This is a genomic window from Asanoa sp. NPDC049573 (assembly GCF_040676615.1).
GTDB lineage: Bacteria > Actinomycetota > Actinomycetes > Mycobacteriales > Micromonosporaceae > Asanoa.
Genome location: NZ_JBFAPI010000004.1, coordinates 373,076 through 395,434, shown reverse-complemented (window position 1 = coordinate 395,434; position 22,359 = coordinate 373,076). Strand labels below are relative to the sequence as shown.

Annotated in this window: 26 protein-coding genes; 3 read left to right on the top strand and 23 right to left on the bottom strand. The window is 72.4% G+C overall.

The genetic code is table 11. From position 1 onward, the window contains the following. Positions 1 to 4: 4 nt before the first annotated feature. From AB0J74_RS11930 to AB0J74_RS11895, 8 genes are all read right to left on the bottom strand, one after another. Positions 5 to 733, bottom strand: a complete 729-nt coding sequence (locus AB0J74_RS11930; protein WP_363447370.1) for an SDR family oxidoreductase — start codon at positions 731 to 733, stop codon at positions 5 to 7. A gap of 622 nt (positions 734 to 1,355) precedes the next feature. Beyond that, positions 1,356 to 1,679 (bottom strand): nuclear transport factor 2 family protein, encoded by a 324-nt coding sequence (locus tag AB0J74_RS11925; RefSeq protein ID WP_363447368.1) that lies wholly within the window; start codon positions 1,677 to 1,679, stop codon positions 1,356 to 1,358. Positions 1,680 to 1,741: 62 nt separating this feature from the next. Further along, a complete protein-coding gene (locus AB0J74_RS11920) occupies positions 1,742 to 2,263 on the bottom strand; it encodes an FBP domain-containing protein (RefSeq protein ID WP_363447366.1) in 522 nt (173 codons plus the stop codon). A gap of 105 nt (positions 2,264 to 2,368) precedes the next feature. After that, entirely contained in the window at positions 2,369 to 3,451 is a 1,083-nt protein-coding gene (locus tag AB0J74_RS11915; protein WP_363447365.1) for an aldo/keto reductase, read from the bottom strand. A 72-nt stretch (positions 3,452 to 3,523) separates the two neighbouring features. Next, positions 3,524 to 4,399 carry an AraC family transcriptional regulator gene (locus tag AB0J74_RS11910; RefSeq protein ID WP_363447363.1) on the bottom strand — a complete coding sequence of 292 codons (876 nt, stop codon included), beginning with the start codon at positions 4,397 to 4,399 and terminating at the stop codon, positions 3,524 to 3,526. Then, positions 4,396 to 4,776 carry a VOC family protein gene (locus tag AB0J74_RS11905; RefSeq protein WP_363447361.1) on the bottom strand — a complete coding sequence of 127 codons (381 nt, stop codon included), beginning with the start codon at positions 4,774 to 4,776 and terminating at the stop codon, positions 4,396 to 4,398. The genes AB0J74_RS11910 and AB0J74_RS11905 overlap by 4 nt, the downstream gene beginning before the upstream one ends. Positions 4,777 to 4,797: 21 nt before the next feature. Continuing rightward, entirely contained in the window at positions 4,798 to 5,256 is a 459-nt protein-coding gene (locus AB0J74_RS11900) for a nuclear transport factor 2 family protein (RefSeq protein WP_363447358.1), read from the bottom strand. An 18-nt stretch (positions 5,257 to 5,274) separates the two neighbouring features. Then, a complete protein-coding gene (locus AB0J74_RS11895) occupies positions 5,275 to 6,300 on the bottom strand; it encodes an aldo/keto reductase (protein ID WP_363447356.1) in 1,026 nt (341 codons plus the stop codon). Positions 6,301 to 6,413: 113 nt separating this feature from the next. On the opposite strand from AB0J74_RS11895, the gene AB0J74_RS11890 reads away from it, so the two are divergent. After that, entirely contained in the window at positions 6,414 to 7,220 is an 807-nt protein-coding gene (locus tag AB0J74_RS11890; RefSeq protein WP_363447353.1) for a peptidoglycan recognition family protein, read from the top strand. Between the two features lie 108 nt (positions 7,221 to 7,328). Here AB0J74_RS11890 and AB0J74_RS11885 read toward each other — a convergent pair whose 3' ends face one another. From AB0J74_RS11885 to AB0J74_RS11845, 9 genes are all read right to left on the bottom strand, one after another. After that, the gene (locus AB0J74_RS11885; protein WP_363447351.1) at positions 7,329 to 7,577 is read right to left on the bottom strand and encodes a hypothetical protein; all 249 of its coding nucleotides are present in this window, start codon (positions 7,575 to 7,577) and stop codon (positions 7,329 to 7,331) included. A 40-nt stretch (positions 7,578 to 7,617) separates the two neighbouring features. Then, the gene (locus tag AB0J74_RS11880) at positions 7,618 to 8,238 is read right to left on the bottom strand and encodes an SRPBCC family protein (protein ID WP_363447349.1); all 621 of its coding nucleotides are present in this window, start codon (positions 8,236 to 8,238) and stop codon (positions 7,618 to 7,620) included. 90 nt (positions 8,239 to 8,328) lie between these two features. After that, the gene (locus tag AB0J74_RS11875) at positions 8,329 to 8,937 is read right to left on the bottom strand and encodes a 4Fe-4S single cluster domain-containing protein (RefSeq protein WP_363447347.1); all 609 of its coding nucleotides are present in this window, start codon (positions 8,935 to 8,937) and stop codon (positions 8,329 to 8,331) included. Beyond that, positions 8,930 to 9,619 carry a helix-hairpin-helix domain-containing protein gene (locus AB0J74_RS11870; RefSeq protein WP_363447345.1) on the bottom strand — a complete coding sequence of 230 codons (690 nt, stop codon included), beginning with the start codon at positions 9,617 to 9,619 and terminating at the stop codon, positions 8,930 to 8,932. The genes AB0J74_RS11875 and AB0J74_RS11870 overlap by 8 nt, the downstream gene beginning before the upstream one ends. Then, positions 9,603 to 9,827 carry a DUF2997 domain-containing protein gene (locus AB0J74_RS11865; protein ID WP_363447343.1) on the bottom strand — a complete coding sequence of 75 codons (225 nt, stop codon included), beginning with the start codon at positions 9,825 to 9,827 and terminating at the stop codon, positions 9,603 to 9,605. The genes AB0J74_RS11870 and AB0J74_RS11865 overlap by 17 nt, the downstream gene beginning before the upstream one ends. Beyond that, positions 9,824 to 10,273, bottom strand: coding sequence for a hypothetical protein (locus AB0J74_RS11860; protein WP_363447341.1), 450 nt, complete (start codon positions 10,271 to 10,273; stop codon positions 9,824 to 9,826). The genes AB0J74_RS11865 and AB0J74_RS11860 overlap by 4 nt, the downstream gene beginning before the upstream one ends. 15 nt (positions 10,274 to 10,288) lie before the next feature. Continuing rightward, positions 10,289 to 11,917, bottom strand: coding sequence for an AAA family ATPase (locus AB0J74_RS11855; protein ID WP_363447339.1), 1,629 nt, complete (start codon positions 11,915 to 11,917; stop codon positions 10,289 to 10,291). Between the two features lie 44 nt (positions 11,918 to 11,961). Beyond that, positions 11,962 to 14,040, bottom strand: coding sequence for a PQQ-dependent sugar dehydrogenase (locus AB0J74_RS11850; protein ID WP_363447338.1), 2,079 nt, complete (start codon positions 14,038 to 14,040; stop codon positions 11,962 to 11,964). Positions 14,041 to 14,388: 348 nt separating this feature from the next. Continuing rightward, entirely contained in the window at positions 14,389 to 14,868 is a 480-nt protein-coding gene (locus tag AB0J74_RS11845; RefSeq protein ID WP_363447336.1) for a hypothetical protein, read from the bottom strand. A 64-nt stretch (positions 14,869 to 14,932) separates the two neighbouring features. Here AB0J74_RS11845 and AB0J74_RS11840 point away from each other — a divergent pair, with 64 nt between their 5' ends. After that, entirely contained in the window at positions 14,933 to 15,727 is a 795-nt protein-coding gene (locus AB0J74_RS11840) for a PHP domain-containing protein (protein ID WP_363447333.1), read from the top strand. A gap of 4 nt (positions 15,728 to 15,731) precedes the next feature. After that, on the top strand, positions 15,732 to 16,916 hold the full coding sequence (locus AB0J74_RS11835) for a M20 family metallopeptidase (protein ID WP_363447331.1): 1,185 nt from the start codon (positions 15,732 to 15,734) through the stop codon (positions 16,914 to 16,916). 84 nt (positions 16,917 to 17,000) lie between these two features. Here AB0J74_RS11835 and AB0J74_RS11830 read toward each other — a convergent pair whose 3' ends face one another. From AB0J74_RS11830 to AB0J74_RS11805, 6 genes are all read right to left on the bottom strand, one after another. Then, positions 17,001 to 19,115 carry a M14 family zinc carboxypeptidase gene (locus AB0J74_RS11830; protein ID WP_363447329.1) on the bottom strand — a complete coding sequence of 705 codons (2,115 nt, stop codon included), beginning with the start codon at positions 19,113 to 19,115 and terminating at the stop codon, positions 17,001 to 17,003. Between the two features lie 61 nt (positions 19,116 to 19,176). Continuing rightward, positions 19,177 to 19,809: a hypothetical protein gene (locus tag AB0J74_RS11825; protein ID WP_363447326.1), complete on the bottom strand. Its 633-nt coding sequence runs from the start codon at positions 19,807 to 19,809 to the stop codon at positions 19,177 to 19,179. Between the two features lie 28 nt (positions 19,810 to 19,837). Further along, positions 19,838 to 20,644: an endonuclease/exonuclease/phosphatase family protein gene (locus tag AB0J74_RS11820; RefSeq protein WP_363447324.1), complete on the bottom strand. Its 807-nt coding sequence runs from the start codon at positions 20,642 to 20,644 to the stop codon at positions 19,838 to 19,840. 46 nt (positions 20,645 to 20,690) lie between these two features. After that, positions 20,691 to 20,990: a DUF202 domain-containing protein gene (locus tag AB0J74_RS11815; RefSeq protein WP_363447322.1), complete on the bottom strand. Its 300-nt coding sequence runs from the start codon at positions 20,988 to 20,990 to the stop codon at positions 20,691 to 20,693. Then, a complete protein-coding gene (locus tag AB0J74_RS11810; protein ID WP_363447319.1) occupies positions 20,987 to 21,340 on the bottom strand; it encodes a DUF202 domain-containing protein in 354 nt (117 codons plus the stop codon). The genes AB0J74_RS11815 and AB0J74_RS11810 overlap by 4 nt, the downstream gene beginning before the upstream one ends. After that, positions 21,333 to 22,208 (bottom strand): formylglycine-generating enzyme family protein, encoded by an 876-nt coding sequence (locus tag AB0J74_RS11805; protein WP_363447782.1) that lies wholly within the window; start codon positions 22,206 to 22,208, stop codon positions 21,333 to 21,335. The genes AB0J74_RS11810 and AB0J74_RS11805 overlap by 8 nt, the downstream gene beginning before the upstream one ends. Positions 22,209 to 22,359 lie beyond the last annotated feature (151 nt).

The following is a 22,359-nucleotide window of genomic DNA, read 5'->3' as shown; positions in this document are numbered from 1 at the left end:
GTCCTCATTGGACGAACTGCTGACCGCCGTCGATGTCGTACGTCGCACCCGTCAGGGCGGTGTTGGTCATGATGTGCACGGCGAGCGCGGCGACGTCCTGCGGTGTCACGACGCGGCGGATCGGGAGGGCGTCGCGCAGTTCGGCGCGGCGGGCTTCGAGGCCGTCGCCGAGCAGCATGGCCGACAGCGGCGTGTCGACGAAGCCGGCGGCGATCAGGTTGGCCCGCAGCGGCGCGAGTTCGAGGGCCAGCGCGGCGATGAATGGCGGCAGCGCGGCGGTGGCGGCCGAGGCGATGCCCAGGCCGCGCCCGATCTTCCGGCCCCCGGTGCCGCCCATGACGATCAGGGTGCCGCCGGGCCGCATCCGCCCGGCGGCGTTGCGGGCGACGTCGAGCGCGAGCACGATGTGGTCGCCGACGGCGAGGCCCGCCTCGGCCGGGTCCATCTCCAGCAGCGGGCCGTAGCGCGGACCGCCAGCAGTGATCAGCACGTGGTCGATCGGCCCGGGCAGGTCCCGGAAGAAGCCGGCCAGCGCGGCCGGGTCGGTGGCGTCGAACGCAGCCGTGCGCGGTGCGTCGATGTCGCGCGCGGCGTCGTCGAGGCGTTCCTGGCTGCGGCCCGTGAGGATCACGTCGGCGCCCTCGGCCCGGGCGAGCCGGCCGGTCTCCAGGCCGATGCCGGCGCTGCCCCCGATGAGGACCACGGTCTGTCCGGCCAATGCTGGTGTCGGCATGCGCCATTTTATCCGGAATCCAGGCCCCTGGGCGGCGGGCTCACCACGGGCGGACGCTCTGCGCACCGCCCGTTGACCGGCGCACCACACTGACTTCGCACCGGTTCGGACGCCAAGCGGATCTACCGCAGCGACGACGGCGGCCGGACCTGGGACGACGGCCACGACTTCGACCTCGGACCGTCGGCCGGCGGCGACGGCGGCCGGACCTGGGACGACGGCCACGACTTCGACCTCGGACCGTCGGCCGGCGGCGACGGCGGCAGCTTCGGCCTGGCCGACGGCAGCGCGCTCATCTCCTTCGGCAACGGGATGACCCGGACCACCACCGGTAGCGACGCGACACCGGGCCGGGCCGGTCTCGGAGGCCGGCTTGCCCGACAAGGGATGAGCGGTTTCGGCTGGGTGTAGCCGGCCTGCGCGAGGCGGATTCCCCCGCCGGCGGCGGGGATGACGACGTGCTCGCACGTGCCGCGCGTCGCCGGTGGCTACGTGGCGACCAGCTTGGGTCCCGAGGTTGGCACCCCTGGGTCTCGGCTGACGACGGTCGCAAGAAGATCGCCTTGGCCGAGGTGGGCTGAACCGTCCCCTGCCGGCGCGTCGCGATGAGCGGCGCGCCCGGTCAGCCGATCTCGAGGCGGGCGATCAGGTTGTCGCGCAGCGTGATTCGCATCGGGCCGGTGCCGTTGAAGCGGTTGCTCCGGGCGCGGATGGTGACCACGTAGGCGTCGTCGCCGGCCGGTTCGACGGACACGAGGTCGAAGTGCATGCCGACGCCGATGTTGTCGGTGCGGTCCCAGTCGCGGACTCCCTCGTGGCCGGTGAACTCGCGGCTGCCGTCGCGGACGTAGGCGTCGTCGGTGAAGGTCGCGACGAAGGCGGCCGAGTCGGCGGCGTTGGTCGCCGCGATCATGGCCCCGATGGGGGCCGGCGGCTGCTCGGGCATCGGCTGCTCCTGCCGGAATCGGGCCATTCGATCATTTCATGCTAACCGGCCGGGCCCGTGGGTCAGCCGAGCGGGGCCGGCGCGGCGACGCGGTTGATGAAGGCGCCGATCTTGGTCATCGTGCGCTCGATCCGCTCCTCCAGGGTGAGCGTCTCCTCCCGGCGCACGAGGCGCATCTTGGGCTGTCGCTTGCCGCGCAGATAGAGCGAGCAGGCCAGGTCGGCACACAGGTATTCGCCGACGGTGTTGCCCTTGCGGCCCTCCGGGCCGGCCAGCGGCGCGACGAAGAGCGCCACCCCGGACGCGGCATGGTCGGTCAGGCAGGCGCTGCACATGCTCGACCGCAGCGCGCTCGTGCGGCGCGACTCCGGGCGGCGCAGGACGATGCCCGTCGGGCCCTGCTCGCCGGGGACGACCAGGAGCGCCCGCAGCGGCGCGCCCGGGTCGGTCCAGCCGAGGAAGTCGAGGTCGGCCCAGGGCACGCCACCGTCGGCGAAGCCCGCGGGGAGGCGGATGCGGCCGGCTTCGCCCTTGCTGCAGTTCACGAAGGAACCGCGGATGGTTTCCTCGTCGAGTGGGTCCATGCCGCCGAAGCTAACCGACGACCTCGGCCGTGGTCATCCGCTTTTAGCGCCGGTAGCTTGATCGCGAAGACGCCCGGCCGCTGGTCCGCGTCGCGATCAAGCCCCTCAGTACCGGACGCTGCTCTGCACCAGAGGTGGGTACACCTCGGAGGCCTCGCCGTCGACGGTGGTGCCGGCGAACTGGAGCATCGCGCGCTGTGCGCCGTGCATCGGGGCCGGGTAGTTCAGCGTGGGCGCGGAGATTTCGTCGAGGGTGCGGACCTGTTCGGCGGTCAGCGAGACCGCAAGGCCCGCCAGGTTGCTCTCCAGGTGTGCCACCCGCCGCGCGCCGACGATCGGCACCACCGTGCCGGGCCGGGCGCGCAGCCAGGCCAGCGACACCGCCGCGGCGGTGGTCCCGAGCGAGGCGGCGACCTTGGCGACGGCCTCGATGACCTCGTACTCCGCCTCGGTCGGCCCGCCGACGAACGCGGTGCGGGCGGAGTCCGTGACCTCACCGCCGCGCCGGTACTTGCCCGACAGGAAGCCGTTCTTCAGGGGACTCCACGGGACCAGTGCCATGCCCTGGTCGAGCGCCAGCGGCGCCAACTCGCCCTCCACCGTGCGGGCCAGCAGCGAATACTCCACCTGCAGGGCGATCAGCGGGGTCCAACCCTTGAGCAGCGCCGTCGTCTGGGCCTGCGCGGTCAGCCATGCCGGCGTGTTGGAGAAGCCGACATACCGGATCTTGCCCGCGCGGACGAGGTCGTCCAGCGTGCGCAGGGTCTCCTCGATCGGCGTGTGCCGGTCCCAGTTGTGGAGCCAGTAGACGTCGAGGTGGTCGGTCCGCAGGCGGCGCAGGCTCTCGTCGAGTTGGGCGATGATCGATCCACGGCCGGCGCCGCCGCCGTTGGGGTCGCCCGGATGCATGTTGCCGAAGAACTTCGAGGCCAGCACCACGCGGTCGCGCAGGCCCGGGCGGGCGGCGAAGTAGTCGCCGAGGATCTTCTCGGAGTGGCCGTTGGTGTAGAAGTTGGCGGTGTCGACGAAGTTGCCGCCGCGCTCAAGGTAGGTGGCCAGGATCTTCTCGGACTCCTCGACGCCACAGCCGGCGCCGCCGGGATCGTCGCCGAAGGTCATCGCGCCGAGCGCGAACGGGCTGACGCGGAGGCCGGATCGGCCGAGGGTCACATACTGGTCAAGTGCCATGACCCCATCGAACGCCGGCCCTCCCGGGCGGGGTAGACGGATTCGCGCGAGGCCTTGCACGATCCTGCCGAACTAGGGAAGCACCGGCCGCAGGCGGGCCGCGTCCGCGCTGGGCGGCGCGCCGAACTGGCGACGGTACTCCCGGCTGAACTGCGACGGGCTGTCATAGCCGACCCGCAGCCCGACCCCGGCGATGTCGGTCGACCTGGTGGCCAGCAGCAGCCGCGCCTCCTGCAACCGGATCTGCTTCTGGAACTGGATCGGGCTCATCGCGGTCACCGCCTGGAAGTTGCGGTGGAACGCCGACACGCTCATGCCGGCGAGTCGCGCGACGTCTTCGACCCGGAACGGCTGCGCGTAGTGTTCGCGGATCCAGCCCACCGCGCGGGTGATGTGCCGCAGGCTGCTGTCGGCCACGCCGAGTTGGCGCACGACGTCGCCTTGCGGCCCGGTGATCAGCCGCCACAGGATCTCGCGGATCACCATCGGCGCCAGCACCGCCCGGTCGCGCGGCTGGTCGAGTAGGCGCAGCAGCCGGATCACCGCGTCGAGCAACTCCGCCGGCGCGTCGCTGACGGAGATGCCCGCGGGCGCCGCGGCCGTGCCACCGCCGAGCGAACCGGCCTCGAGGAGCAGGGCGGCCACGGCCTCCGGGCGCAGTGTCAGGCCGAAGCCGAGCGCCGGCCGCTCCCGGCTGGCCTCGGTGAAGTGGCCGGTGACCGGCAGGTCGACCGAGGCGACGAGGTACTGGCCGGCGCGGTACTCGTACACCCGGTCGCCGAGGGCCAGTCGTTTCGCTCCCTGCGCGATGACCGCGAGCACCGTGCCCGACATCGAGGGGGACGGCGGCAGCGGCCGGTCGACCGACGAGATGAGCACGCCGTCGATGGCGGTGCTGAAGTCGGGCCGGGCGTGCCGTGCGAGCAGGGCGCGGAACTCGTCCATCATCCGATGCGCGCACCCACCGGGTCGGCCCAGCCGGGGAGGGGGATGAGGCAGAACGGATGCCCGGCCGGGTCGGCGTAGACGCCCTCGCCGGCGAGCTTGGTCGCGCCCAGCGCGAGGACGGCGGCGCCGGCGGTGGCCCGGTCGTCGACCATCACGTCGAAGTGGATCTGCTGCGGCACGGCCGGGTCGGGCCAGGTCGGCGGGCGATGGTCCGGTGCGCGCTGGAAAGCCAGCCCGGAGGCCCGGTCGGAGGTCGAGACGACCACGAAATCATCATCACGGTACGTGATGGGCAGGCCGAGCAGCTCGCTGTAGAACCGCGCGAGCGCCAACGGGTCGGGGCAGTCGAGGATCGCATGGTGCAACCGTCCGATCATGCCCGCCAACCTAGACCAGGCTCACTCGGTCGGCAGGTCGGGTTCGTGGGTGCCCTTCGGGCGCGGGCCGTGGATGCGCCGCTGCGACTCGTCGATCCGCACGTCGTTGATGCTCGCCTCGCGCCGGCGCATCAGGCCGTGCTCGTCGAACTCCCACAGTTCGTTGCCGTAGCTTCGCCACCACTGACCGCTGGCGTCGTGCGACTCGTACTGGAAACGCACGGCGATCCGGTCGGCGGTGAACGACCACAGGTTCTTGCGCAGCGCGTAGTCCAGTTCGCGTTCCCATTTGCCGGTCAGGAACTCGACGATCGCCGGGCGACCGACCAGGAACTCGTCGCGGTTGCGCCACACCGAGTCCACTGTGTACGCGAGTGAGACGCGCTCCGGATCGCGGGTGTTCCAGGCGTCCTCCGCGGCCTGCACCTTGGCGGTCGCGCCGGCGTGGTCGAACGGTGGCAATGGCGGTCGGTCGGTCATGGCGTTCCCTTCGAGTGGTCAGGCCTCACTCGAGGCTGCCCACATGTTGATGCCCGAGTCGGTGGCGTAGCGTTCGATCTCGGCCAGTTCGGCTTCGTCGAAGCTGGTGTTGTCGAGCGCGCCGAGCGTGTCGTCGAGTTGGCCGACGCTGCTGGCGCCGAGCAGCGTGGAGGTGATCCGCCGGTCACGGCGCGTCCACGCGACCGCGAGTTGGGGGAGGGTCTGGCCGCGACGGGCGGCGATGTCGCGCAGTGCGCGTACCTTGGCCAGGTTCTCGTCGGTCAGCCACTCCACCGGCAGCGAGCCGTGCCGGGCCGCGCGCGAGGCGGTCGGCACGCCGTGCAGGTAGTGGTCGGTCAGCATCCCCTGGGCCAGCGGCGAGAACGCGATGCAACCCATCCCCTCGCGGTCGAGCACGCCGAGCAGGTCACGCTCGATCCAGCGGTTGAACATCGAATAGCTCGCCTGGTGTACGAGCAACGGCGTGCCCAACTCCCGCGCGAACCGGGCCGCCTCCGCGGTGTGCGCGGCCGAGTAGGAGGAGATGCCGACGTAGAGCGCCTTGCCCTGGCGTACGGCGGTGTCCAGCGCGCGCATCGTCTCGTCGACCGGACTGCCGGGATCGAAGCGGTGCGAGTAGAAGATGTCGACGTAGTCGAGGCCCAGCCGGCGCAGGCTCTGGTCGAGGCTGGCGAGCAGATGCTTGCGCGAGCCGTCCACGCCGTAGGGGCCGGGCCACATGTCGTAACCCGCCTTCGTGGCGATCACCAGTTCGTCGCGGTAAGCGCGCAGGTCGGTGGCCAGGATCCGGCCCAGCGCCTGCTCGGCGGTGCCGCGCGGCGGTCCGTAGTTGTTGGCCACGTCGAGGCTGGTGACGCCGCGGTCGAAGGCGCGCCGCACGATCGCCCGGTGGGTCTCCAGCGGGCGGTTCTCGCCGAAGTTCTGCCACAGGCCGAGCGAGATCGCCGGGAGCCGGAGCCCACTGCGGCCGCTGTGCCGGTAGGGCATGGAGTCATACCGGTCCGCTGCCGGGACGTACACCATCCGCCGACCGTATCGCCACCTCCGGGTGCAAATCTCGCGATCTTGGTATTTCCCCCCGACGCACCCGCTCCGGACCTGCAGAACGGCACCGTCCATCGTGGGAAGGAGCGGCGATGCGCGTTCCGGGAGTCCCGTTCGTGCAGGGACGCAACAGTTTCAACGATGCCGATGGCAAGCATTTCGGCATCGCCATCCACAACACCTCGAACGCGAATCTCGCCTCGGCGCAGGACGAGGCGGACTTCGCTACCAGGCGCACCGACGGGATCAGCGCGCACTTCTACTGCGACAAGGACTCGGTCGTGCAGTCGCTCGACACGGACGCCCGGGCCGGGCACGCCGGGTCGACGGAAGGCAACCAGAACTCGATCGCGGTCGAGATCACCGGGCTGAACTCGTTCAGCCGGCAGCGTTGGCTCGACTCGGTCGCCTGGGACAAGCTGGCCAGCACGCTGGCGTTCGTCATCCGCACCGACCCGGACTACGCGGGCTTCTCGGTGCGCCGGGCGTCGGTCGCCGAACTGCGCGCCAACCCCCAGATCAAGGCCTTCTACGGCCACGACGACATGCGCCGCGCGTTCGGCGGCACGACGCACACTGACCCCGGGCCGAACTTCCCGTGGGATCACCTGATCGCGGTCGTCCAGGCCGCGGTCGACGGAAACACCGAGGAGGACGACATGTTCAGCGACGCCGACCGGGACGCCCTCACCAGTGCCAACTTCCGCGCGCTGGGCGTCTACCAGGATCTCGACGAGATCACCTACCGCAAGGCCAACGGCCAGAACGCGACCGAGCCCAACAAGGCCAAGGTTGCCCGGCAGGCGCTCGAACGCAAGGTCGCCGAGCTGGCCGCCCGCCCGCAGATCGACATCGACGACCTCGCCGAGGCGATCGCGAAGCGGATCAACGGCCACTGACCGGCCGGGTCCGCACCAGGACGACGAAGGCGCCGCCGGCCGGTCCGGGCGGCGTCCGCGACCACGCTGGCCAGCCGGTCTTGCCGACGCCGCCGGGGCCGACGACGGTCAGCAGGCGGCGTCGGCCCGGCCGGCGAGCACCGGGTCGCGTTCGACGGACCGGCCCGCGAAGCCGGCGCGGGCAGCCGGGCCACCACGCCCGGCCGCGCCGGCTGCTGCCGGTCGGCCAGCGCGGCGCGGGCCTGCGGGTGCGTATTCGGGGAGCGGCGAGGAGACGTGATTTTCGACGGTGCGGACCGAGATGTGCAGGCGGTTGGTCCGTCCGCACGTGGCACAGACCGGCGCCGTCACGGTCACGTCATGACCGACCGGCGACCGCGACGGCGGCCCGGGCCGGTCATTGCGCGGGCGTGAACTGCGCCTCGGCCATCGCGCGACCCGCGACGATCTCGTCGGCGGGCGCGGTGCCGGACGCCTCGACCACCGCCACCCAGGCGTCGATCGAGCCACGGGAGAACTCGCGCACCTCCGGCGAGTTGGCCGCGGCGATCGGGTCGTCGACGACCTCACCCTGCAGGAAGAGCGCGAGCCCGAGCAGCGCGCCGTCCCAGCCCGGCCCGACGAACAGCGCGCCGGCCTCGCTGCGGGCCATCTCGATCGGCACGGTGTGGGTCAGCCGCAGCTCGGTGGCGTCGTCGGCGGCGGGGGAGAGGTGCACCTCGACCACGCTGGTCGGGCCGCCGAAGGTCACGGTGAGCAACCGGGGCGGCTCGCAGGTGCGGATCTCGCCGCCGGCGTTGCCGTGGAGCTGGAAGGTGCCGCCGGCGCGCAGGTCGCCGCTGAGCGGGTAGAACCACCGCTTGACCCGGTCGGGGTCGGTCAGCGCATCCCAGACGTCGGCGATCGGCGCGGCGTAGCCACGGCGGAGCACCACGCTGACCTCCTCGCCGCCGCCCTCGGCCGGCCCCGTGCCGACCGCGCGGTGGATCGCCGCGAGGTGCTGGGCGATGTCGATCATCGGCTGTCCTTTCCGTCGGTGGCGGGCAGGGTGCCCGCCGGTGCCGTGCGACAGTCTGACAGCTGTGGCTTATATAAGTCCAGGGTTAATTCAGAGATCGGCCAGCAGCGCGTCGAGGCGGTCGGTGTCGAGCCAACCGTTGACCGACACGGTGCCGGCCCGGTCGACGTCGACCTGGACGCGGTCGAGGGCGCCGGGCCGCCAGTCGGCCAGGTCGGGGAAGCGGTCGTCGAGGACGACGAACTCCTGGTTGGTCGAGCCGACCCAGGGCCGCTCGTGGTCGAGGCGGTCGCGCCGGAACGGGCCGGCGATCAGCAGGTCGGTCGCGGCGAGCAGGCCGGCTACGCCGGGCCGGCCGGCGGCGGCCGCGCGGCGCAGGGCGGCGTGCGTGAAGCCGGAGAAGGTGAGCACCGAGCGGCCGCCGGCGCGGACCTGGCGGGCCACCTCGGCGAGCGCTTCGGCTTGCTCGAACGGCTCACCGCCGAGCAGCGTGAGACCGGTCGACGGCTCGGCCAGGACGCGCGCCGCGAGATCGGCCGGCGACCAGCGGACGCCGCCCTCGGTCGGGAAGAGGTGCGGGTTGAAGCAGCCGGCGCACCGGATCGAACAGCCCTGCACCCAGATGGCGGTGCGTAAGCCCGGTCCTTCCGCCGTGGTGGTCGCCAGGTAGCGCGCGACGCTGACGGCCGGCTCAGACATCGACGATGCGTCCGGAGTGGCCGCCCTGCTCCGGTGCCGGCCGGGGCGGCGGTGCGGATGCGCGCGGGGTGGCGACGACCAACGGGAAGATCTTCACGTACTCGTGTGGCTGCAGGCCCAGGGCGTCGCTGAAGGCGTAGACATCGGTGAAGCCGCCGGCGCGGGCCCGCTGGGTGACCGCCGCCTCGGCACGGGCCCGGTCGAAGAACGGCAGGGTGGCGAACTGCTCAGCCGTGGCCGAGTTGACGTCGAGCGTGGCGGCGCTGCTCGGCGGCCGGTGAAGGTCGTCGTACCCGGGCGGGGGCGCGAGCCGGACGCCGTGATGGGGGCGCACGCCGGCCTCGAAGCGCAGCCAGCTCACGTTGACGGTGAACGCGTGCACGATCGACACCAGCCACGTCACCAGGAAGACGCCGACCGCCCAGTCGCTGAGCGCGGTCGTCTCGTCGACCGAACCGACGGTCACGAAGCTGGCCGCGCTGATCACCAGGTAGGTGAACCCGGCGATCCGAAGCGACCGGCGTCGCATCCGGATCCCGAGGTAGACGAACGGCAGCGCACCCAGGCAGCCGAAGCCCACGATCGGCAGGAGGAGCCAGAGGCTGTGCAGCAGCCGCCAACCGAAGCCGCGGGGTGCGGGCTCCGGCGATCGCGCCACCTTCGGCTTAGGGTCGTTCGACATCGGGCACCACGTCGCGGGCTTCGATCGGCTGGGCAACCGTCGCGCGGCCGAAGTCGGCGGTGTAGGCACTGGACACCGTCGTGGCGTCGAGCAGGTCTTCGAGCACGGCAATGTAGTCGAGGCAGCCGGGCCCGGTGACGCCCCCGGTCTCGGCGGTGACGGTGCCGTCGGCGGCCACCACGACCGTGATCCTCGGACGCGTGGTCATGCCCGGCCCCGCTGCTCGACGGCGAAGACCAGCCGGACGGCGGCGTCGTCGGTGACCGTCTCGGACTCGAGCCGCAGCCCGGCCGCGGGCGCGCGGTCGCGTAGCCGTTCGAGGACCGCCGCCTGCACCTGCCGCCCGTAGGCGGTGTCGAGCCGGCCGACGATGGCCACCGCGCGCGCTTCGTCGACGTCGCCGCTGAAGTGTGCCGCCCAGATGCCCTCGGCGTCGCGGGTGAACCGGGCGGTGACGCCCTGCCAGACCGCGACGACCCGGTCGGTGTCGGTCTCGACCACCGCGCCGGTCTCCCGGAGGGCGGCGGCCAGCAGCGTGCTGTCACGCATCCGCGTCGACACGGTGCACACCGTGCCGCCGGTGTCGACCGCGCCGGCCTGGATGGCCGCGGCCACCGCCAGGGCGGCCGGGATCAGGATCAGCGAGACGCTCATCGCACCCTCCTCGGGTCAGAACTCAACGGGTCGGCCGCCGTGCGGACGCTGCGGCCCGGGCCGGGTGGGTGCGGCCGCGCTCGTGAGGTCCCAGTCTTCGGCCGCGGTGGCCGCGACCGCTCGGGCGTCGGCCCAGCCGCGGACGGCGGCGATCCGCTCCGCCTGGGTGACACTCAGCGGCACCATGTTGGCCAGCGCCCGCACCACGTCGTCCTGGCGCAGCGCGCGCCGCTCGCTGAACGCCTCGTAGACCGCCGCGACCAGCGCGTGCTCGATCTCGGCGCCCGAGTATCCCTCGCTGAGGGCGGTGAGTTCGGCCAGCGCGGCATCGTCGACGGCCAGTTCGCCCCGCACCCGCGGGTGGGCCAGCCGGCGGTCGAGATGAACCTGCCAGATTGCTCGCCGCTCGGCCCGGGTCGGCAGGTCGACGAAGAAGACCTCGTCGAAACGACCCTTGCGGAGCAGTTCCGGCGGCAGGCTTTCGATCTCGTTGGCCGTCGCGATCACGAACACCGGGCGCTTCTTCTCCTGGAGCCAGGTGAGGAACGAACCGAAGACGCGCGACGAGGTGCCGGAGTCGTTGGCGCCGGTGCTGGCGAATCCCTTCTCGATCTCGTCGATCCAGAGCACGCAGGGTGCGACCGCCTCGGCGGTGCGGATCGCGCTGCGCATGTTGTGCTCGCTCGACCCGACCAGGCCGGCGAAGACCCGGCCGATGTCGAGGCGGAGCAGCGGGACGGCCCAGGCGGCGGCGACCGCTTTGGCGGTCAGCGACTTGCCGCAGCCGGGCACGCCGGTGATCAGCACGCCGCGCGGCGCGGGCAGGCCGTATTCGGCGGCGTCGGCGAGCCAGGCTCCCTCGCGCCGGCTGAGCCAGCGCTTGAGATTCTCCAGCCCGCCGATGTCGGACAGCCCCGGGCCGGACTCGACGAACTCGAGCAGACCGGCCTTGCGTACGGTCTGCCGCTTCTCCTCGAGGATCACCGGCAGGTCGGCCAGGCTGAGCACGCCGTCGTTGACCATCGCGCGGGCGAACGCGTTCTCCGCCTCGTGCAGGGTCAGCCCGAGCGCGGCCTTCGCGAACCGTTCGCGACCGCTCTCGTCGAGGTCGACCCGCAGCCGCGGCGACGCGGCGTTGGCCCGCAGCATGCCGTCGAGCACTGCCCGGATCTCGGTCTCCGCCGGCAGCGGGAAGTCGACGACGGTGACGTCCTTCTCCAGCTCGACCGGCACGCCGCCGACCGGCGAGACCAGAACGAGGCTGCGCGGCACGACGCCGGCCCGGAAGGCGGTGGCGACATCGCGCAGCCGGCGGATCACCTCCGGCTCGCCGGGCCGGCCGGACCCGCCCAGCACCGGGTGGAGGTCGCGGAAGACGGCGACCACCGGCTGCTCCACCCGCAACAGCGCGTCGAGCGCGTCGGCCGGGTCTTTGGTGCGGCCCTGCTGGGTGCCGTCGTCGGAGCGCAACCCGTCGGTCAGCGACCAGGTCCAGACCGCCCGCGGCGTGCGCACCCGCGGAGCGTCGCCGGCCACCGCGCGCACCTCGAAGAGGACCCGGAGCTCCTCGTGCGACTCGATCGACAGGATCGGGAAGCGCGCCTTGAGGAGCTGGGCGAGGGTGGTGCGGAAGGGCTGATCCACGGCACGCAGTGTGCCGCATCCGCTCCACCCTCGCCCATCAGCTGTTACGGCGTTGTCGTGCCGGGGAAGAGGACCACCTGGTCGGAGCCGCTCTCGCCGCTGGCGTCGGTGTAGGTCGCCACGAACACGGCGGACAGGTCGTCGCCCGGGCCGTGCCCGGGTGCCGTCGTGGTGATGCTGCCCGTGCAGCCGGTGGCCGCGGTGATCGGGTGGCCGTGCTCGTCATGGCCGAGGATGTAGTTGACCACGACGCGGGAACAGTCGGTCGGCTGGTCGTCGACGACGTTGACCTGGAAGGTCACGGTGTCACCGAACTCGAACGGCTGGCCCTCGACCGGGGAGACCAGTTCGACGACCGGCGCCCGCGGGCCCACCAGGAACGGCAGCTCGGCCGACGCGGACCGGCCGGTGCTGTCGGTGACCTTCAGGGTGACCCGGTAGTTGCCGTTGGCGGTGAACGTGTAGGTCGGGTTGGCCGCGGTCGAGTCGACCGTGCCGTCGGCGTCGAAGTCCCACGCGTAGCGCAGGGCGTCGCCGTCGGGGTCGGTCGTGCCGGCGCTGGAGAACTGGACGGTCAGCGGTGCCACGCCGGCCAGCGGGTCGGCGCCGATCTTCGGGATCGGCGTGCGGTTGCCGCGCACGAAGTCGAACCGGGAGAGCTGCGCGTCCGGGTTCTCGGCGAAATAGCCGTCGCCGTACTCCAGGACGTAGAGCGCGCCGTCCGGGCCGAACTCCATGTCCATCGGGTTGTCGACCACGAACGACGGGAGCACCGGCCGGATGTCGGCGACGTCGCCGTGCCGGTCGAGGCGGAACTCCTTGATGTAGTCGCGGGTCCACTCGTAGAACAACGGCACACCGTCGTAATAGGACGGCCACTTGATGCGCGAGTCGCTGCGCCGGTCGTAGTCGTAGGCCGGGCCGCCCATCGGGCCGATGCCGCCGGTGCCCAGCTCGGGGAACTCGGCCGACTCGCCGTAGGAATAGGCCACCTCGGGTTCCTCGACCGGGGGCAGCCGGGTCAGGCCGGTGTTGTGCGGCGAGTTGTTGACGGGCCGCCGGCAGTCGAACGGCGCGCCCGACGTGCCCGTGGCGAAGTCGTAGTCCACATAGGGCAGATCCGGCGTTGCGCAGTAGGGCCAGCCGTAGTTGGCCGGCTTGTCGATCCGCATCCAGCGACCATGGCCGGCCGGCCCGCGCGCCGGGTCGGCCTCGCCCGCGTCTGGTGAGTAGTCGCCGAGGTAGACGTCGTCGGTGCGCCGGTCGACGGCGAACCGGAACGGGTTGCGCAGCCCCATCGCGTAGATCTCGGGACGGGTCTTCGCGGTGCCCGGCCTGAACAGGTTGCCGGACGGGATCGTGTAGCCGCCGCCGGGCCTGACCCGGATCCGCAACAGCTTGCCGCGCAGGTCGTTGGTGTTGGCGGCGGTGCGCTGCGCGTCGAACGCCGGGTTGCGGTTGGCCCGCTCGTCGATCGGCACGTAGCCGTCGGAGAAGAACGGGTTGCTGTCGTCGCCGGTCGACAGGTAGAGGTTGCCCCGGCTGTCGAAGTCGATCTGGCCGCCGACGTGGCAGCAGATGCCCCGGTCGGTGGCCACCTCGATGATCTTCTGCTCGGTGTCGAGCTTGAGCGTGTTGCCGTACAACTTGAACCGCGACAACCGCAGCATGCCCTTGTAGGGTGCGAAGTCGGCCGCCGTGCCCTCGAACGGCGCGTCGCCCTCGTTGACGTCGGGCGTTGCGGGATCGTCGGTCGGCGTGTTCAGCGGTGGCGAGTAGTAGAGGTAGACCCACTTGTTGTGTGCGAAGTCGGGGTCGATCGCGATGCCCTGCAGGCCTTCTTCGTCGTGCTCGTAGACGGGCACGTCAGCGGCCAGGATGTTGCGGCCCGAGCGCGGGTCGTGGATTCGCACCTCGCCCGTGCGGGCGGTGTGCAGCACCCGGTTGTCGGGCAGCACGGCGAGGCTGATCGGCTCACCGGGGAAGTCGTCGAGGGTGACCTTCTGGAAGTTGCTGTCGGCGGGTGGCCCGCCGGGTGGTGCGGCGGCGGCCGGTGACAGCGAAATGCCGCCGCCGGTTATCGCCAGGAGCGGAGCGACGACCAGTGCCAGTCTTCTTCTCATGGGGTGCTGACGCCTCCTTGCCGGGGTGGACGGACTTCACCCGGATCAGGGCAGCGTCAGGCGTCGTTCGTCGCCGACACGAAGGCACGCCGCACGCAACGGCCGATCACGGGTGACCAGGCGTTCGCCGGCTGGTGCCAGGGCCGACGAGGATGAGCACGGCGAGACCGGTCGCGGCACGGCGGCGCACGTCGTCTGGGCCCTTGCCAGGGGGCCACCGCGCCGACGGGCCGCGAGGATCTCGCACAGCGTTGTGAGGTTCCGGGACCCCCCATCGATCTATCGGAACGTCTCGATCCTTTGGGCCACCCTACGCGTACGCCCACGGCTTGAAAAGGCAGTTCAGGGTCACACGTCGCGTTCCAGTGCGGTCAGCGTGGCGTATGTGACGGCGCCGTACACCAGGTGGGGAAGCAGGTCGCTGAGCCAGTCGGTGGTCGACCAGGTACGTGGGTCGGAGACCCGCAACGCCGCCAGCGAACCGTCGGACACGGCCATCGCGCCGAGTGCGGCGGCCACGGCGCCGACCGGCAGCGGGGGCCGCCAGCCGAGGCCGTGCAGCAGGCCGAAGACGGCGCCGACGCCGATGCCGGTGAGCCCGCCGGTGAGCCCGCCCAGCCCGTTCAACCGGTTCTGCCGCTTGGAATTCTGGCCCGGCAGGTCGACCGGCAGGTGCTTGAGCACGGCCGCCGCGGTCTCCGCGGGCACGTCGCTGGCCGGGCGGCCGCGTACGGCCATGTCGAGATAGGTGGTGGCATCGAGCGCCGCGCAGCCGGCGGCGCCGGCCGCGGCGCCCGCCGTCGTGGCGGACAGGATCGTCAGGTCCATGGGTGCACCTCCGCCCGCCACATGCCCACCGCCGCCGGCACCAAACGGGGATTAAGGTGGCGGCGTGGCGCTACCGGCGGACGGGCACGTGCACAGCCAGTGGTCGTGGGACGCTCCCGGCGGCGACATGGCCCGCACCTGTGCCCGGGCGGTCGACTGGGGGCTGCCCGCGGTGGCGTTCACCGAGCACGTCGACCACACCCCCTGGACGATGCCCGACGGCGGGACCCTGCTGGGCGAGCCCTTCGACGTCGAGGGTTACCGGGCGGCGCTCGCCGAATGCCGTGACCGCTACCCGGGCCTGCGGATCCTGTCGGGTGTGGAGTTCAGCGAGCCGCACTGGCACGCGGCCGACCTGCGCGCGCTGGTGGCGAGCGGGTTCGACCGGGTGCTCGGCTCGGTGCACGCGCGGCCGGCCGGTCCCGGGGGCTATGTCGAGATCAGCCACGCGTACGCGTCGGTGCCGGCGGCCGAGGTGGTGCGCGGCTACCTGGCCGAGGCCGCCCGGATGGTGGCCGGCAACACCGACTTCGAGGTGGTGAGCCACCTGGACTACCCGCTGCGTTACTGGCCGGCGTCCGCCGGGCGGTGCGACATCGGCGCGTTCGAGCCGGAGTTCCGAGATGCGCTCGCGGCGATCCGGCGCAGTGGGCGCATCCTGGAGGTCAACACCCGCGAGGTGTTCCACGCCGACCTGCTCGCCTGGTGGCGGGCGGCCGGCGGGCGGGCGGTGACGTTCGGCAGCGACGCACACCACCCGGACGCGCTGGCCCACCAGTTCCGCGCGGCGGCGGAGGTCGCCGCGGCACACGGGTTCCGCGCCGGCCCGGACCCGGTCGGCCCCTGGACACGGGAGTAGGACATTGACTGGAGTCCCGAGCGCCGGCGGCTTCGACCTGTCGGCCGTCTCGTCGTGGCTGGCCGAACGGCGCGCCGACATCATCGCCGACATCGCCGACTACGTCGCGATCGAGACGCCCAGCAACAGCAAGCCGCACCTGGACCGGGGCCTTGCCTGGCTGACCGGGCGGCTGGCGTCGGTGCTCGGGCCGCCCGCGGCCGGTCAACGCTTCCCCGGTGGGCGGCACGGCGACGTGCTGGTCGCCGACTACGCCGGCACCGGCGAGCGGCGGTTGCTGGTGCTCTGCCACTACGACACGGTCTGGGACGCCGGCACGCTCGACGGGTGGCCGTTCACCGTGGCCGACGGGGTCGCCCGCGGGCCGGGCGTGTTCGACATGAAGGCGGGGCTGGTGCAGGCGCTCTGGGCGGTGCGGGCGCTGGACGCGGCCGGGCTGGCCCGGCCGCCGCTGCGGTTCGTGCTCAACGGCGACGAGGAACTGGGCAGCATCGCGTCCCGGCCCGTCCTCGAGGCGGCGGCCGACGGCGTCACGGCGGCGCTGGTGCTGGAGCCCGGCGTCGACGGCGCGCTGAAGACGGCTCGCAAGGGCATCGGCTTCTTCCAGGTCGACGTCACCGGCGTGGAGGCGCACGCCGGCCTCGACCCGGAGAAGGGCGCCAGCGCCATCGACGAGCTGGCCCGGATCGTGCTGGCCCTGCGTGCGCTGCAGGATCTCGGCCGGGGCACGAGCGTCAACGTCGGGACGATCGCCGGGGGCACCCGCAACAACGTGATCGCCGGGCACGCGGTGGCCACCATCGACGTGCGGGTCACCGACCCGGCCGAGGCCGCGCGGGTGGACGCCGCGCTGGCCGCGGTCAGGCCCACCGACCCGCGCCTGGGCATCACCGTCGGCGGCGGTTGGAACCGGCCGCCGATGCCGCGTACGCCGGGCATCGCGGCGATGTTCGAGCTGGCCCGGGGGATCGCCGCCGGCCTGGGTGAGGACCTGGGCGAGCGCGCCGTCGGCGGTGGCAGCGACGCCAACTTCCTGGCCGCGCTCGGCGTCCCGCTGCTCGACGGCCTCGGCGCGGTCGGCGCCGGCGCGCATGCCCGCGACGAACACATCGACATCGACGCCACGGTCGCGCGGGCCACGCTGGTGGCCGGACTCATCCACGCGTTCGCGCTGCCGGAGGGACGCTAGGCCACGAACAGCCGGCTGAGGCGCTGACGATGGTGGCCGGCCCCCGGCCGTGGCGTCGACCGGGGGCCTCACCACCGGTGCGAGCTAGCGCGCGGCGGCGTCCTGGGCCTGCAGGTCGCGCGCGACCCGGACCAGTTCCACCAGACCGCCCGCGTACTCCTGCGACTCGGCGTGCGCCTCGTCGTAGGGTGGCTGGAAGCCGACGCCCTCCCACTCCTGGGTCTGCGCGTTCCACAGGTCGTTGCCGACCTCGAAGTCCCAGGCCAGGATGCCCAGCTCGTAGTAGAGCTGGTCGGCCGAGTTGCCAGCCGCCGAGTAGAGCACGTCGGCCACCGGGCCCGTGTAGGACGGCCAGGTCACCGTGCCACGCGAGCTGCGGATCGCGCCGATGATCCGCTTGGCGCTCTCCTGGAAGTAGGCCGCCTCCTCGATCGACGGGCGCGGCAACGTGATCCGGCCGTCGGCCTTGTAGGAGCCGGGCGGCCACATGAAGTAGCCACCGTAGCTGTGCACGTTCATCGCGAACTTGATGTTCGGGTGCGACTTCGCGAGCGCGATGACGTTGCTGCTCTCCGCCTCGGACAGCTCCGAGGTGCCGGAGTAGGTGCCGGAGAGGCAGTTGGCGCTGCCGCCCACGTACCCGTCGAAGTAGGAGCCGACGGTGTAGTTGCGGTTGACGTCGACGCCCCACGAGTTGGCCAGCCGCGGGTCGCGCTGTGCGCCCGTGCAGTGGTTGACCATGTTCTTGCGCTGGAAGTTGTAGTCGTTGAACGAGTAGTTCGCGCCGTCCGGGTTGGTCACCGGGATGACGAACACGTCGACGTTGTCGAGCAGGCTGCGGGTCTCCGCGTCGGTCGCGTAGTTGGCCAGCAGCCGCTCCGCGAACTCCAGGGTGACCAGCGGGGTCGCCCACTCACGCGCGTGCTCCTGCGAGTAGGCCAGCACGCCGATCTTCGAACCGTCGCGGACCGAGCCGAGCCGCAGCGCCTGCACCGTCCACGGCTTCCTCGACACCTCGGTGCCGTCGAGCCCGTCGTCGAGCCGCACGGGCGCGACGATCGGCATGACCTTGCCGGCCGAGCCGTCTTCGACGAACGCGTTGAACACCTGCGGGTAGCTGGCCTTGATGAGCGCGGCCACGTCGTCGGTCGTGCTGATCACGGCGCCGGCGCTGTCCGTCGCGAGCGAGACGGTCAGGACCCGGTCCTTGTACGTGGCCTTCAGCGGCCGGTTCTTCTTGCCCGGGTCGACCGTCTTGACCTGGACCCCGTTCATCTTCTGGTCGCCGAACTTGACCGACTCGACGACGATCGCGGCCGCGGCCGGGTCACCGAGGTAGGCGGTCGCGGTGCGCCGGTAGCCCTGCGTCTTGTTGGGCAGGTCGATGACGTCGACCAGGCTCGGGTACTGGCGGGCCAGCCGCTTGATCCGGGCCTGGATGTCGGTCGGCGTCATGTAGGCGCCGATGAAGTCCTGCTGGTAGCCCTCCGGCATGGGCGGCGGGGTCGCGCCCGGCCACGCGGTCGGCTTGATCGCCCGGGTGCTGCCACCCAGGCTCGAGCTGGCGGTCACCGTCACCGGCTGCGCGGGCACGGGCTGGGGCAGGGCGACGTGGTACTGGTATTCGCCCGAGTCCTCGAACCGGGAGAGGGGGAACGAACCGGTGGTGCCGTCCGCGGTCGTCCAGGTCACGGTGATCTCGACGTCCGGGTCGTCGGTCGCCGTGGTGGCCACCTCGACCGACAGGAAGCTCTGGCCGTCGGTGGTCCACCAGTAGGACTGGAGGAACTGCAGGGTGTCGCTGGCGACCAGGGCCCGGGCGGCGGCCTTCTTGCTCGCCGCGACCCGCGCGCTGCCTTCGGTCGCCGTCTGGATGAGTTGGGTCGCGACCGCGCCCCGGGCGGTCAGCGCGGCCAGCTCCTGGTCGGTCACGACCAGGTCGACCTGGACCTCGCCGAGGGTGGTGCGCGGCCGGGCGGCGACGTCGGCGCCGCTGGCGACGAGGTCGCGCAGCATCGCTTCGTTGGGAAGGCGGAAGCGGACGAGCGCGGTTTCGCCCGCGGCCAGCGTGACGGCCGGCCCGGCGGCGGTGTTGGCGGTGTCGGGCGGGGCGGCGGTGCTCGCTCCGGACGGGGCGAGCAGCCCGACGGTCAGAACGGCTGCGGCGGCGCTGGCCACCCAGATCCGTCTGTGTGACATGGAACCTCCTGCGGACATCGAAGGACGTTAGGTCCTACCTCAGTCCGCAGATTGACCGCTGTCAACCGTTCGAAAGAAACGCCAAGATAACTTCCGGTTGTTCGGCGTAGCGGCCGACGAGCGCGGCGGGTGGAAGGTCACCGTCGGTAATTCGGCGGATGATGACGATCCGTAGTGATCCGAACTCGACCAGTGTGCGGTCGCCGTGCTCCTCGATCCGCCGGATCGACTCGACCCCGGGTGCGGTCCCGCCGGGCAGGCCGGTGCCCCGTGCGCTCATCGCCGGCTCGCGTCGCTCCAGCGTGCCATTGCCGTCGACGTCGATGAACTCCTCCGCCTCGCCGGTGCCCTCGATGATCGCGCCGGCCACGGCGGCGAGGTAGGCCGGGTCGCCGGCCGCGTCGTAGACCCAGCGTTTGCCGAGCACGGAGTGCTCCGCCGTGCCGAGCAGCCAGGCGTCGCAACCGGGCAGCGGCGCGTCACGGTAGGTGAGGGGCACGTGGTGCACCGGGCCGTCGCCATAACGGACGAGCATGGTTTCGATGCCGACAGCACCGCCGGGGTCGTCGAACCGGAATGCGGCGACCCGCTCCAGCTCACCGGCGGCGGCCTGGTGCCAGCGTCGGCCGGGCAACCAGCCGGCGATCAGATCGAGCTTCGTGGGCGTCACAGTCGCCCGGTGCAGCAGCGCCATTGCCGGATCGTACGCCCGCCGTCTGTGCTCAGGTCGTGCCGGTGAGGCCCACGGTCACCAGCAGGCCCGGGTGGTCGGTGGTCCGGGCCAGGTCGATCGCGCGCATGGTCGGCACGGCCAGGTCGGTGGTGGCCAGCACGTGCTGCAACCCGCCGTCGCCGAGCCAGCGGTAGCCGGGCGGGATGCACGGCCGCAGGTCGGGCGGTGCACCGTAGCGGAGGTTGAGGTCGCCGGCCACGATCGTCGGGTGGTAACCGGCGCGCCGGTGCAGTGCCGGCAGCGTCACGCCGAGCAGGTGCTGGCACTGGTGCAGCGCGGCGGTGGCGTCGAAGCCGGCCAGGTGGGTGGTGCAGACGTCGACCGAGGCGAGCAGGCAGAGCCAGACCCGTTCCTCCGGGTCGACCGGGTCCTGCACCGGGTAGACGCCGCCGACCGTCTCGAACGGCGCCGCCGGCCGCCGGGCCACCAGCCCGATCCCGTACGGCTGGCCGTTGCGGCCGCAGATGGTCGGCCCGCCGGAGGGTCGGTCGGGCGCCGCCTCGAACCCGGTCGCGACCGGCTCGCCGTGCACCCCCGCGAGCACCGCGCCCAGGGTGGCGATGTCGCCCTCGCAGATCTCGTTGAGCGTCACCACGTCGGGCCGGGTGTCCCGGATGACCTTGGCCGCCTCGTCGATCGACTTGCCGGTGTAACAGGCGGCCTGCCCGCTCGCGCACAGGTTGAGCTGGAGGAGCCGGACCGCCCGGGGGAGGGGTGCCGGCGCGACGGAACCACCGAGCAGCGCCGCGGCCACGAGCAGCCACGCGCCGAGGACCAGTGACCGCCGAGCCGCCATCGCGCGCAAGTGTAGGCCGTCAGCGGATGGCCGCGGGAGGTGTCGGCTAGGGAACGAGGAGGACTCCGGTGAGCGCCAGCGCGCCGCAGACGGTGGCCAGGGCGGCGAAGAGCAGCAGCGACCGCGGCCGGGCCGAGGTGTTGGCCGCGCCGATCCGGCGCCGGCGGCGCCAGAATGCGAGCGACGCGAGGCCCGCGGCCGCGCCGGCGCCGGCCAGCGGCAGCGGTTCGCCGGCGTGGATCGCGAGGCGGACCAGCAGGATGCCGGTCACCAGGGCGACCGAGGCGGTGCGGGTCCAGGCCAGCGCGGTGCGTTCGGCCTGCAGGCCGGGCGGGCCGTCGGTCACGACACCACCGCGAGCACCACCAGGCCGGTGCCGAGCACGCCGATGACGCCCGCGACGACGACCAGCAACGGGGTGTAGGGCAGGGACCGGCCGAGCCGCATCGCTCGCTGCACGGCCGACCAGCGCCGGTAGGCGACCACCGGGAGCACGGTGCCGCCGACCGCGAGCACGGCCGCGAACGCGGTGCGCAGGCCGACCAGGGCGGAGCTGGGCAGGAACTGGATGACGGCGACGGCGCCGGCCAGCAGCGCCAGGGCGGTGCGGATCCAGGCCAGGAACGTGCGCTCGTTGGCCAGCGAGAAGCGGTAGTCCGGTTCCTGCCCCTCCCGCTGCCAGCGGGGTTCAGGCACGGGCGCGGTCCGGTTCGTCGATGGCGCACCGGAAACCGGCATGGCCGGTCGTGCTGTCCGGTGTGGACTGTGTGCGGGCGGAGACCCGGTAGCGGTTGCAGTAGGACTCGTGGCAGAGGTAGGAACCGCCGCGCATCACCCGGCCGACGCCGCTGTCGGGGCCGACCGGGTCACGCCGGGTGGCGTCGGACGCCGGCGCGTGCCAGTCCGCGCTGAACCAGTCGGCGCACCACTCCCAGACGTTGCCCGAGGTGTTGTAGAGCCCGTAGCCGTTGGGGCGGAACGCGCTGACCGGCGCGGTACCCAGGTGGCCGTCGGCACCGGTGTTCTGCCGCGGGAAGGTGCCCTGCCAGGTGTTGCACCGGTGCTGGCCGCGCGGGGTGAACTCGTCGCCCCACGGGAACCGGGCCCGGTCGAGCCCGCCGCGGGCGGCCTTCTCCCATTCGGCCTCGGTCGGCAGCCGCTTTCCGGCCCAGGCCGCGTAGGCGGCGGCGTCCTGCCAGGAGACGTGCACGACCGGGTGGTTGGCCCGGCGGGCGACGTCGGAGCCGGGGCCCTCCGGCGCCCGCCAGGAGGCGCCCTCGACCGGCAGCCACCACGGCGCGCCCGGCACGTGCCCGTCGAGCACCCGATGCGCCGCCTCGCCGCGGACGAACGCGTGGAACACGTATGACCAGCCGAACCGCTCGGCGTCGCTCTGGTGGCCGGTGGCCTTGACGAACGCGGCGAACTGCGCGTTGGTCACGGCCTTGGGGTCGATCCGGAACGCCGCCACCGAGACTTCGCGGACCGGACCCTCACCGTCGTCGGCGAACGTGTCCTCGTCGTCGCTGCCCATCCAGAACGGCCCCGCCGGGACCCGGACCATCCCGCGGGCCGCCTCCCGCGGATCGACCGCACGCGCACCGACCGGGTGCGGCACCACCGCGCCAGCGCCGACCGGGGCCGCGCCGATCGGGGCCGCGCCGATCGGGGCCGCGCCGACCGGGGCCGCGCCGACCGGCGCCGGGCCGATGCCG

Coding starts and splice junctions, on each gene's coding strand:
- AB0J74_RS11845 (WP_363447336.1), bottom strand. CDS start 14,868: ATGGACCTGACGATCCTGTCCGCCACGACGGCGGGCGCCGCGGCCGGC.
- AB0J74_RS11880 (WP_363447349.1), bottom strand. CDS start 8,238: ATGATCGACATCGCCCAGCACCTCGCGGCGATCCACCGCGCGGTCGGC.
- AB0J74_RS11820 (WP_363447324.1), bottom strand. CDS start 20,644: ATGGCGGCTCGGCGGTCACTGGTCCTCGGCGCGTGGCTGCTCGTGGCC.
- AB0J74_RS11915 (WP_363447365.1), bottom strand. CDS start 3,451: ATGGCACTTGACCAGTATGTGACCCTCGGCCGATCCGGCCTCCGCGTC.
- AB0J74_RS11895 (WP_363447356.1), bottom strand. CDS start 6,300: ATGGTGTACGTCCCGGCAGCGGACCGGTATGACTCCATGCCCTACCGG.
- AB0J74_RS11850 (WP_363447338.1), bottom strand. CDS start 14,040: ATGAGAAGAAGACTGGCACTGGTCGTCGCTCCGCTCCTGGCGATAACC.
- AB0J74_RS11930 (WP_363447370.1), bottom strand. CDS start 733: ATGCCGACACCAGCATTGGCCGGACAGACCGTGGTCCTCATCGGGGGC.
- AB0J74_RS11830 (WP_363447329.1), bottom strand. CDS start 19,115: ATGTCACACAGACGGATCTGGGTGGCCAGCGCCGCCGCAGCCGTTCTG.
- AB0J74_RS11920 (WP_363447366.1), bottom strand. CDS start 2,263: ATGGACCCACTCGACGAGGAAACCATCCGCGGTTCCTTCGTGAACTGC.
- AB0J74_RS11870 (WP_363447345.1), bottom strand. CDS start 9,619: ATGTCGAACGACCCTAAGCCGAAGGTGGCGCGATCGCCGGAGCCCGCA.
- AB0J74_RS11860 (WP_363447341.1), bottom strand. CDS start 10,273: ATGAGCGTCTCGCTGATCCTGATCCCGGCCGCCCTGGCGGTGGCCGCG.
- AB0J74_RS11900 (WP_363447358.1), bottom strand. CDS start 5,256: ATGACCGACCGACCGCCATTGCCACCGTTCGACCACGCCGGCGCGACC.
- AB0J74_RS11865 (WP_363447343.1), bottom strand. CDS start 9,827: ATGACCACGCGTCCGAGGATCACGGTCGTGGTGGCCGCCGACGGCACC.
- AB0J74_RS11805 (WP_363447782.1), bottom strand. CDS start 22,208: ATGGTCCGGGTCCCGGCGGGGCCGTTCTGGATGGGCAGCGACGACGAG.
- AB0J74_RS11905 (WP_363447361.1), bottom strand. CDS start 4,776: ATGATCGGACGGTTGCACCATGCGATCCTCGACTGCCCCGACCCGTTG.
- AB0J74_RS11910 (WP_363447363.1), bottom strand. CDS start 4,399: ATGATGGACGAGTTCCGCGCCCTGCTCGCACGGCACGCCCGGCCCGAC.
- AB0J74_RS11890 (WP_363447353.1), top strand. CDS start 6,414: ATGCGCGTTCCGGGAGTCCCGTTCGTGCAGGGACGCAACAGTTTCAAC.
- AB0J74_RS11925 (WP_363447368.1), bottom strand. CDS start 1,679: ATGCCCGAGCAGCCGCCGGCCCCCATCGGGGCCATGATCGCGGCGACC.
- AB0J74_RS11825 (WP_363447326.1), bottom strand. CDS start 19,809: ATGGCGCTGCTGCACCGGGCGACTGTGACGCCCACGAAGCTCGATCTG.
- AB0J74_RS11875 (WP_363447347.1), bottom strand. CDS start 8,937: ATGTCTGAGCCGGCCGTCAGCGTCGCGCGCTACCTGGCGACCACCACG.